This window comes from Streptomyces bobili (genome assembly GCF_002154575.1).
GTDB lineage: Bacteria > Actinomycetota > Actinomycetes > Streptomycetales > Streptomycetaceae > Streptomyces > Streptomyces bobili.
In genome coordinates, this window is sequence record NZ_MUBA01000604.1 from 1 (window position 1) to 9,144 (window position 9,144).

At 67.6% G+C, this 9,144-nt stretch carries 9 protein-coding genes, 2 rRNA genes and 1 pseudogene; all 12 read left to right on the plus strand.

Features of this window, described 5'->3' with window-relative positions; genetic code table 11:
• Positions 1 to 89: ribosomal RNA gene (locus tag BZL64_RS34705) — 23S ribosomal RNA — on the plus strand; the annotation flags it as partial.
• A 102-nt stretch (positions 90 to 191) separates the two neighbouring features.
• Positions 192 to 308, plus strand: a 5S ribosomal RNA gene (gene rrf, locus BZL64_RS34710).
• Between the two features lie 109 nt (positions 309 to 417).
• Positions 418 to 1,026: a cardiolipin synthase ClsA gene (gene clsA / locus BZL64_RS34715; protein ID WP_086773052.1), complete on the plus strand. Its 609-nt coding sequence runs from the start codon at positions 418 to 420 to the stop codon at positions 1,024 to 1,026.
• A 119-nt stretch (positions 1,027 to 1,145) separates the two neighbouring features.
• The gene (locus tag BZL64_RS34720) at positions 1,146 to 3,641 is read left to right on the plus strand and encodes a mannose-1-phosphate guanyltransferase (protein WP_086773053.1); all 2,496 of its coding nucleotides are present in this window, start codon (positions 1,146 to 1,148) and stop codon (positions 3,639 to 3,641) included.
• A 106-nt stretch (positions 3,642 to 3,747) separates the two neighbouring features.
• Entirely contained in the window at positions 3,748 to 4,644 is an 897-nt protein-coding gene (locus BZL64_RS34725; RefSeq protein WP_244205690.1) for a DUF881 domain-containing protein, read from the plus strand.
• The gene (locus BZL64_RS34730) at positions 4,641 to 4,973 is read left to right on the plus strand and encodes a small basic family protein (RefSeq protein WP_003988855.1); all 333 of its coding nucleotides are present in this window, start codon (positions 4,641 to 4,643) and stop codon (positions 4,971 to 4,973) included. The genes BZL64_RS34725 and BZL64_RS34730 overlap by 4 nt, the downstream gene beginning before the upstream one ends.
• A gap of 5 nt (positions 4,974 to 4,978) precedes the next feature.
• Positions 4,979 to 5,842 (plus strand): DUF881 domain-containing protein, encoded by an 864-nt coding sequence (locus BZL64_RS34735; RefSeq protein ID WP_086773055.1) that lies wholly within the window; start codon positions 4,979 to 4,981, stop codon positions 5,840 to 5,842.
• Positions 5,843 to 5,924: 82 nt separating this feature from the next.
• Positions 5,925 to 6,812: an FHA domain-containing protein gene (locus tag BZL64_RS34740; protein ID WP_086773056.1), complete on the plus strand. Its 888-nt coding sequence runs from the start codon at positions 5,925 to 5,927 to the stop codon at positions 6,810 to 6,812.
• A 43-nt stretch (positions 6,813 to 6,855) separates the two neighbouring features.
• Complete coding sequence (gene ftsR / locus BZL64_RS34745; protein ID WP_086773057.1) at positions 6,856 to 7,593, plus strand: transcriptional regulator FtsR; 738 nt, start codon at positions 6,856 to 6,858, stop codon at positions 7,591 to 7,593.
• Positions 7,594 to 7,677: 84 nt separating this feature from the next.
• The gene (locus tag BZL64_RS34750; RefSeq protein WP_073494403.1) at positions 7,678 to 8,151 is read left to right on the plus strand and encodes a bifunctional nuclease family protein; all 474 of its coding nucleotides are present in this window, start codon (positions 7,678 to 7,680) and stop codon (positions 8,149 to 8,151) included.
• A gap of 238 nt (positions 8,152 to 8,389) precedes the next feature.
• Positions 8,390 to 8,874: pseudogene (locus BZL64_RS34755) on the plus strand (MerR family transcriptional regulator).
• Positions 8,875 to 8,943: 69 nt separating this feature from the next.
• A partial coding sequence (locus BZL64_RS34760) for a Y-family DNA polymerase (RefSeq protein ID WP_483025115.1) occupies positions 8,944 to 9,144 on the plus strand: 201 nt, incomplete at its 3' end.

Consider the following 9,144-nt stretch of genomic DNA (forward strand, 5'->3'; position numbering starts at 1 on the left):
CCCAGTAGACGACTGGGTTGATAGGCCAGATGTGGAAGCCCGGTAACGGGTGAAGCTGACTGGTACTAATAGGCCGAGGGCTTGTCCTCAGTTGCTCGCGTCCACTGTGTTGGTTCTGAAACCACGAACAGCCCCATATCCATCCGTTTTGCGGATGGGTGTGGTGCGGCAGTTCGACAGTTTCATAGTGTTTCGGTGGTTATAGCGTGAGGGAAACGCCCGGTTACATTCCGAACCCGGAAGCTAAGCCTCACAGCGCCGATGGTACTGCAGGGGGGACCCTGTGGGAGAGTAGGACGCCGCCGAACTCCTTTTAGAGCTCCGGCTCTTGGGCAAGCAGCCCAAGAGCCGGAGCTTTTTTGCGTTGAGGTAAGGTCAGGGGGCATCGTTGGCTCGTTTTCTACTGGAGGCTCCCGGGTGGAGGTCCAAGAGACCCGTGTGCAGACCGACCGGGTCCTCACCATCCCCAACATCCTCAGCATGGCGCGTCTCCTCGGCGTACCCCTGTTCCTGTGGTTGATTCTCAGGCCTGAGTTCGGGGGCCCGCAGAGCGACGGCTGGGCTCTCCTCGTGCTGGCCCTCAGCGGGATCAGCGACTACCTGGACGGCAAGCTCGCCCGGCGCTGGAACCAGATCAGCAGCCTGGGCCGGCTCCTCGACCCGGCCGCGGACCGGCTCTACATTCTCTCGACTCTGGTCGGCCTCACCTGGCGGGAGATTCTCCCCCTCTGGTTGACCGGTCTACTGCTTGCACGAGAACTGGTTCTGCTGGTGATGGTGGGCATCCTCAGGCGGCACGGCTATCCGCCGCCCCAGGTGAACTTCCTCGGGAAGGCAGCCACCTTCAACCTGATGTACGCCTTCCCGCTTCTGCTGCTCAGTGACGGAAGTGGATGGCTCGCCTCGCTCGCTGCTATTTTCGGATGGGCGTTCGCAGGATGGGGTACAACGCTCTATTGGTGGGCAGGAGTCCTCTACGTGGTACAAGTCCGCCGCCTGGTCCGTGCGGACGCCATGGCCGACTGATCTCGCCGAGCCTATTGGCAGTCAGCAGTGGCTCGATGGCCCGCTACGGAAAAGTGCGGGACAATCTTGACGGGTGAAGTCGGCTAGACCGTCGTCTCTTCAAGGAGGACGCTTCCGACATGAAGGCCGTCGTGATGGCCGGAGGCGAAGGCACACGCCTTCGTCCCATGACCTCAAGCATGCCCAAGCCGCTCCTGCCGGTCGCCAACCGGCCGATCATGGAGCACGTTCTGAGGCTGCTCAAAAGGCATGGGCTCAATGAGACCGTCGTCACCGTCCAGTTCCTGGCCTCACTGGTCAAGAACTACTTCGGTGACGGCGAGGAGCTCGGTATGGAGCTCAGCTATGCCAACGAGGAGAAGCCACTCGGTACCGCGGGAAGCGTCAAGAACGCAGAGGAAGCGTTGAAGGACGACGCCTTCCTCGTCATTTCCGGCGATGCACTCACCGACTTCGACCTCACCGAGCTGATCCGCTTCCACAAGGAAAAGGGCGCACTGGTCACCGTCTGTCTGACGCGCGTGCCCAATCCTCTGGAATTCGGCATCACGATCGTCGACGAGGAGGGCAAGGTCGAGCGCTTCCTCGAGAAGCCGACCTGGGGCCAGGTCTTCTCGGACACCGTGAACACGGGAATCTACGTCATGGAGCCCGAGGTCTTCGACTACGTCGAGGCCGATGTGCCCGTGGACTGGTCCGGTGACGTCTTCCCGCAGTTGATGAAGGAAGGCAAGCCGATCTACGGCTATATCGCCGAGGGCTACTGGGAGGACGTCGGCACTCACGAGAGCTACGTGAAGGCCCAGGCCGACGTGCTGGAAGGCAAGGTCGACGTCGAACTCGACGGCTTCGAGATCTCACCGGGTGTGTGGGTGGCCGAAGGCGCGGAGGTGCACCCGGACGCCGTACTCCGCGGGCCTCTCTACATCGGGGACTACGCGAAGGTGGAGGCCGGCGCGGAAATCCGCGAGCACAGCGTCATCGGGTCCAACGTCGTCGTCAAGAGCGGGGCCTTTCTGCACAAGGCCGTCGTGCATGACAACGTGTACGTCGGACAGCACAGTAATCTGCGCGGCTGTGTCGTCGGAAAGAACACCGACATCATGCGCGCCGCACGGATCGAGGACGGCGCCGTCATCGGCGACGAATGCCTGATCGGCGAAGAATCGATTGTTCAGGGCAATGTGCGGGTCTACCCGTTCAAGACCATCGAGGCCGGCGCATTCGTCAACACCTCGGTGATCTGGGAATCGCGGGGCCAGGCGCATCTCTTCGGTGCACGGGGTGTCTCGGGCATCCTGAACGTCGAGATCACGCCGGAGCTGGCCGTGCGCCTCGCGGGGGCCTACGCGACCACACTCAAGAAGGGGTCCACGGTCACCACGGCCCGCGACCACTCCCGTGGCGCCCGTGCCCTCAAGCGGGCGGTCATCTCAGCTCTCCAGGCCAGCGCCATCGACGTACGGGATCTGGAGAATGTGCCGTTGCCCGTGGCGCGGCAGCAGACCGCGCGGGGGAGTGCCGGCGGGATCATGATCCGGACTTCGCCCGGGGTGCCGGATTCCGTGGACATCATGTTCTTCGACGGACAGGGAGCCGATCTGTCGCAGGGCAGTCAGCGGAAGCTGGACCGGGTGTTCGCGCGGCAGGAGTATCGGCGGGCGTTCCCCGGAGAGATCGGGGACCTGCATTTCCCGGCCAGTGTCTTCGACTCGTACACGGGGTCGCTGCTGCGGAATGTGGACACGACCGGGATCGCCGAGTCCGGGTTGAAGGTCGTGGTGGACGCCTCGAACGGCAGTGCCGGTCTGGTCCTGCCGAGCCTGCTCGGCAAGCTCGGGGTCGACTCGCTGACCGTCAATCCGGGCCTGAACGAGGCCCGGCCGACCGAGACCGGTGACCAGAGGCGTTCCGGGCTCGTGCGGCTCGGGGAGATCGTGGCCTCGTCGCGGGCCGCGTTCGGTGTGCGGTTCGACCCGGTGGGCGAGCGGCTCTCCCTGGTCGACGAGAAGGGCCGGATCATCGAGGACGACCGGGCACTGCTGGTGCTGCTCGACCTGGTGGCGGCCGAGCGGCGCAGCGGGCGGGTGGCGCTGCCGGTCACCACGACGCGGATCGCCGAGCAGGTGGCGGCCTATCACGGCACGCAGGTGGAGTGGACGACGACCTCGCCCGACGACCTGACCCGGGTCGGCCGGGACGAGTCGACCATCTTCGGCGGGGACGGCAAGGGCGGCTTCATCGTTCCCGAGTTCAGCAGTGTCTTCGACGGTACGGCGGCCTTCGTGCGGTTGATCGGGCTCGTGGCCCGGACGCAGCTCACGCTGAGCCAGATCGACGCCCGGATTCCTCGGGCGCATGTCCTGAAGCGGGACCTGGCCACGCCGTGGGCCGTCAAGGGCCTCGTGATGCGGCGGGTCGTCGAGGCGGCCGGCGAGCGCTTCGTGGACACCACGGACGGCGTCCGTGTCGTGGAGACCGACGGACGCTGGGTGATGGTGCTGCCGGACCCGGCCGAGGCGGTCACGCATCTGTGGGCGGAAGGCCCCGACGACGCCTCCGCGCAGGCCCTGCTGGACGAGTGGGCGGCGGTCGTGGACAGCGCCGGGCGCTGAACTCCTTTCACGCGCGCGTGCCGGACAGGTGTCCCCAAGGGGGCCTGTCCGGCACGTCGGTGGGGCCATTCGGAGGTAGCGGGCGCGACGTGCGACGATGAGCGGCATGCCGCAGCAGCCCCCCGTTCGGAGCACGTCCGCGCGCGTGTCGCGCCCGGACGCGTCCATGTCGCTGCTCACCAACGTCATGGACCACAGCCTTGACGACGGCTATGCAGAGGCCGCCGCCCGTAAGCAGGCCGAGGGCGTCGGCGGCCTGCCCAGGACGCTGCGGTCGAAGCTGGGGTTGGCTTTCGGTCTGGTGCTCGCGGCGCTCGTGGTGACCGTGGGAGCCGCCGAGGCGCGGATCGCCGCGCCGGTGGTGGCCAAGGAGCGCGAGGAGCTGATCGACCGGATCGACAGCGACACCGAGGCGGCGGACAAGCTTGAGGACACCGTCGACAAGCTGCGTGACGATGTGAGCGCGCGCCAGCGGGAGGCGCTCCGCGACGGCGGCGGGAGCGACAAGGCGGATCTGGTCGGCATCCTCGCGGGCGCCGTCGAGGTGCACGGACCCGGAGTGAAGCTGGTCGTGGACGATGCCGAGGAGGCTTCCACGGGTGGCGACGGTGATCCGCGCGAGACCTCCGGATTCTCCGACACCGGACGAGTCCGTGACCGGGACATGCAGCGCGTGGTCAACGGACTGTGGGCGTCGGGTGCCGAGGCCGTCTCCGTCAACGGGCAGCGGCTGACGGCGCTGTCGGCGATCAGGGCCGCGGGTGACGCCATACTGGTCGACAACAAGCCGCTGGTGCCGCCGTACACCGTGCTCGCGGTGGGGGACGGGAAGAAGCTGAGCACCCGGTTCCAGGACAGCGCCGACGGGCTGTACCTGAACGCTCTCCAGGAGAACTTCGGCATCCGGACCGCCATCTCGGTGGAGAAGGACGTCCGGCTGCCCGCGGCACCGAGTGTGATCGTACGTACAGCACAGCCGAGAACTGAGAAGGGCACATCGTGATCGCCGTACTGGGCCTCGTCGTGGGAGTCGTGGCCGGCCTCTTGGTCCGGCCCGAGGTTCCGGCCGTCGTCGAGCCTTATCTGCCGATCGCCGTCGTGGCGGCGCTGGACGCCGTGTTCGGGGGTCTGCGGGCCATGCTCGACGGCATCTTCGACGACAAGGTGTTCGTCGTGTCGTTCCTGTCCAATGTGGTCGTGGCCGCTCTGATCGTGTTCCTGGGCGACAAGTTGGGCGTCGGTGCCCAGCTGTCCACGGGTGTGGTGGTCGTGCTCGGCATCCGGATCTTCTCCAACGCCGCGGCGATCCGCCGGCACGTCTTCCGGGCGTGAGGGCGATGAGCGACCAGGACGCGACCCGGCCGGACGAGACTCCGCGGGACGAGACGCCCACGACCAGGCTGCGCAAGGAACTGCCCCAGGAGGTTCCCGCGGCCGCCTCGCGCGCGGAGCGGGACGAGGAGAGCGGCGAGCCCGCGCTGACCGGCAGGCAGCGGCTGGTGCAGGGGTTGTGGCCGCCGCGGGTGAGCCGGGCCCAACTCATCGTCGCGCTGCTGCTGTTCGGCCTCGGCTTCGGTCTGGCGGTGCAGGTCGCCTCCAACAGTGACAGCGGCAATGCCCTGCGCGGCGCACGACAGGAAGATCTTGTGCGCATCCTCGATGAACTGGATGACCGCAGTCAGCGTCTTGAGGACGAGAAGCAGGGTCTCGAGAAGCAGCGGCAGGAACTGGAGAACAGTTCCGACCAGGCCGAGGAGGCCCGTAGGCAGACGGTCGAGAAGGAGAGGCAACTCGGCATCCTGGCGGGCACGGTGGCCGCGGAGGGGCCTGGCATCACCATGACGATCGAGGACACGAAGGGGACGGTCGAGGCGAACATGCTGCTCGACGCGATCCAGGAGCTGCGCGCGGCGGGTGCGGAGGCGATCCAGGTGAACGGCGTCCGGGTCGTCGCCGGTACCTATCTCACGGAATCCGGCAAGAGCGTGAGCGTCGACGGGAACAAGATCAACGCGCCCTATCGTTTCAAGGTCATCGGGAAGCCGCAGGACCTCGAACCGGCGCTGAACATCCCGGGAGGCGTGGTGCAGACTCTTGAGAAGGAGCAGGCCACCGTGTCCGTGGAGCGATCGGCCAAGATCGTCGTGGATGCCTTGCGAGCGGCGGAGCAGCCTGACTACGCTCGGTCGTCCTCGCAGTGAACCGGGGGTGCATGGGGGCTGTCCGGCAGGGGCATGAGGTTGCGGGGGGTCGGCGCACCGATCGGGTGGTGCGTGGTGGAAACTGTCTGGTGGATACGGACGTTGTGAAGATGTCCGGGTCGGCCGGTCTAATCAGTCAGGGTTCGTCCTGCCCCACGGGCGGGTCTGTTTCGGTCAAGGGGAATCGCCCGTGAAGTTGTTTGCGAAGTTGTTCGGCAAGAGCGCGCGAGAGGGCAGCGGTGACAACGCGACCGCCCGTCACCGCGCACAGCCCGACGCGGAAGGCCAGCGGCCGCTGTTCCGGGACCAGGTGGCTGGTCCGGGCGGTGACATTTCCGGCGGCCAGGGCGGGGCGTCGGTTGACCCTGCACAGTCCGGCGGCATAGGTTTCGGACAACCGTCAACCTCAAGTACGGGTGGAGGGTTTTCCCCTATGTCGGCCCTGGTGTGTACGAGGTGCGGTAACCGCAACGCGGAGAACAGCCGTTTCTGCTCCAACTGCGGCGCGCCGCTGAGGCCGGGTCTGACGCCCGAGCGCGCGTCGGAGACGACCTCCACCATCTCCATCTCCGGTCTCGAGGCGTACGACTCGGAGGTCACCGGACAGACGCAGTTGCCGGCGCTCTCGCCTGAGGCCCAGGCCGCGGTCGACGCGCTGCCGCTGGGTTCGGCCCTGCTGGTCGTGCGGCGTGGCCCCAACTCGGGCAGCCGCTTCCTGCTGGACGGTGACCTGACCACGGCGGGGCGGCACCCGCAGAGTGACATCTTCCTGGACGACGTGACGGTCTCGCGCCGCCATGTGGAGTTCCGGCGTCGCCAGGACGGTTCGTTCACGGTCGCCGACGTCGGCAGCCTGAACGGCACCTACGTCAACCGTGAGCGGATCGACGAGGTCCCTCTGGCGAACGGTGACGAGGTGCAGATCGGCAAGTACCGGCTGGTCTTCTACGCGAGCCAGCGAGGCTACTGACCCGCCCCCGGACCCGGTCCGGGGGAACCCCCAGGGAAGGCCCATGCTGCGAACACCGAGGGGCGGTACCGGACCGGGTAGCGCCGCAGCGGACGGTGGTGCGATGAGCATCGGCACGGTGCTGAACGTGCTGCGCGACGAGTTCCCCGAAGTCACCATCTCCAAGATCCGCTTCCTGGAGTCGGAGGGGCTCGTCGAGCCGCGGCGGACCCCGTCGGGGTATCGCAAGTTCAGCAGCGAGGACGTCGAGCGCCTCGGCCATGTACTGAGGATGCAGCGGGACCACTATCTGCCGCTCAAGGTGATCCGGGAGCACCTGGACGCCATGGAGCGCGGTGAGGCGGCGGCGCTGCCCACGGTGGGCCGGCAGCGGGACGGGCAGGCGGTACAGGAGCCGTCCGACGTGCCCACGGCTGCCCGGATCGGGCGGTCCGAGCTGCTGGCGGCCGCCGGGATCGACGAGCGGGAACTCCAGGAGTGGGAGTCGTACGGGCTCGTCGTGTCCTTGGAGGACGGGGTGTATGACGCCGAGACGGTCACGGTCGCCTCGCTCGTCTCCGAGCTGGGCCGGTTCGGGATCGAGCCCCGGCATCTGCGGCTGATGAGGGCCGCGGCCGACCGTGAGGCGGGGCTCGTGGACCAGGTGGTCGCGCCGCTGCGGCGGCACCGCAATCCGCAGACGAGGGCCCACGCCGAGGCTCGGACGAAGGAGCTGGCGGGGCTCACGCTCAGGTTGCACGCGGCGTTGGTGCAGACCGCGCTCGGCGTGCGCCTGCCCTGAGGCGAAGGGCCCGGACCGCCCGGATCGGTCACCCGTTCCCGGCCCGACTACCCAAACGTCCCGGGCACGGCCTAGGGTTGCTGTGTGAACGAGCTCGATGTCGTAGGTGTCCGGGTCGAGATGCCCTCCAACCAACCGATCGTGCTGCTGCGTGAAGTGGGAGGCGACCGCTACCTCCCCATCTGGATCGGGCCGGGCGAGGCGACGGCGATCGCCTTCGCCCAGCAGGGCATGGCTCCGGCGCGGCCGCTGACCCACGACCTGTTCAAGGACGTGCTGGAAGCCGTCGGCCAGGAGCTCAGCGAAGTGCGCATCACCGACCTGCGTGAGGGCGTCTTCTACGCCGAGTTGGTCTTCGCCAGCGGGGTCGAGGTGAGCGCACGGCCGTCCGACGCCATAGCGCTGGCCCTGCGCACGGGGACGCCGATCTACGGCAGTGACACGGTGCTCGACGACGCGGGGATCGCCATCCCGGACGAGCAGGAGGACGAGGTCGAGAAGTTCCGCGAGTTCCTCGACCAGATCTCGCCCGAGGACTTCGGCAGCAGTAATCAGTAGCCGTCCGGAGACGGGGTCGGTCCGGCGGGCCGGCCGGTCGGGGTCGCGGCAATTGCCAGCGGCCCGTGAGAGCGTCCTGCGGCCTCCGCTCAGCGCATTCGGCTAGCCTTTCCCCGCGGTGGAGCGCGGGAAACCACTCCTGGGGTGATTATCACTCGGCGTGCCGAGTGTGGCGATCGTTGACGCACCCCTGGTGACTGCCTACCGTCGAGAAGGCAGGTCAAGGACGGAGGTCGGCGTGAGAAGCAGCGGCGACGGTACGGTTGGGGGTGCCCCCGGACTCGGTGTCGGGGGGAGCGGTCCGTACCCTCCCCCAAGCTCACGGCTCCGCTCGAGCGGGGGGTACCCNNCGGGACACAGCGCCTCTACAGCTTCCGGGACGTCGTGGTCCTGAAGATCGTCAAGCGTTTCCTCGACACCGGGGTCTCGCTCCAGAACATCCGCACCGCCGTCCAGCACCTGCGCGAGCGCGGCTTCAGCGACCTCGAGCGGATGACGCTGATGAGCGACGGCGCCACGGTCTACGAGTGCAGCTCGCCGGACGAGGTCCACGCGCTGCTCCAGGGCGGTCAGGGCATCTTCGGCATCGCCGTCGGCGTGGTGTGGCGGGACGTCGAGAGCGCGCTGTCGCAGCTGCACGGGGAGCGCGTCGACACGGGGGAGACCCTCGTCGGACCCAACCCGGCGGACGAGCTGGCCCGCAGACGCAACCGGGCGGTCTGACACCCGCACCGGGGGCTCGCGGGCGGCTGCGCGACGTCGATGTCAGTGGCGTGGTGCAGCATCGGAGATGTGAGAAACGCGCCCACCATCCTGCATCTCGACATGGATGCCTTCTTCGCCCAGGCGGAGCAGGCATCCAAGCCGAGTCTGCGCGGGAAGGCGGTGGTGGTGGGGGGCCTCGGGCCACGCGGGGTGGTGGCGACCGCCTCGTACGAGGCACGGGTCTTCGGGGTGCATTCGGCGATGCCGATGGCCCAGGCACGCCGGCTC